Source organism: Thioclava sp. UBA3469 (assembly GCF_002378135.1).
Taxonomy (GTDB): Bacteria; Pseudomonadota; Alphaproteobacteria; order Rhodobacterales; family Rhodobacteraceae; genus Thioclava; species Thioclava sediminum.
The window spans coordinates 1-607 of the sequence record NZ_DFRG01000160.1 but is presented as its reverse complement, the minus strand read 5'-3'; the positions used below and the strand labels follow the sequence as shown (position 1 = coordinate 607).

Sequence of the window (607 nt, the reverse complement as noted above, 5' to 3'; positions counted from 1 at the left end):
TCGCTCGCGGCATGTGGTGACAACGCGACCGAACGTGCAGCCACCGGCGGTGTCGGCGGCCTCGTGGTTGCAGGTCCGGTTGGCGCCGTGGCGGGTGCCACGGTTGGCGCCGCCACGACGAAGTAAGATTTGTAACCAGACCAATAGAAAAGGCCCCGGGGCGCGAACCCCGGGGCCTTCTCAATTCACGCTAGACGCGGCTCAGAGCTTGAGGTTGCCCGCAGCCTGCTGGCGCATCATGAAGTAGTCAGAGTTGAACTCCGACAGCTGCCACCAGCCATAGGCGTCGTTGCGGAAGCCGAACTGGCTGTCGTAGATCTTCTTGAACGCTGCGTTCGAGCTGTTGATCTCGGCATAGACCTCGTTCGCCGCGTTGAAGCAGGCTTCCAGGATTTCCTGGCTGAACGGACGCAGCTGCGCGCCTTGGCCCAGCAGCTTCTTCAGCGCGCTCGGGTTCTTGTAGTCATAGGACGCCATCATGTCCGAGTTCGCCGCCTGCGTCGCCGCCGTCAGCGCGACCTTGTAGGCCTCGGGCAGTTGCTCATAGGCGTTCTTGTTGAACATGGCGTGCAGACAGGCGCCGCCTTCCCACCAGCCGGGGTAGTAG

At 62.8% G+C, this 607-nt stretch carries 1 pseudogene; it reads right to left on the bottom strand.

What is annotated here, in order from left to right:
* Positions 1 to 201: 201 nt before the first annotated feature.
* Positions 202 to 607: pseudogene (locus B3D39_RS12245) on the bottom strand (ABC transporter substrate-binding protein); the annotation flags it as partial.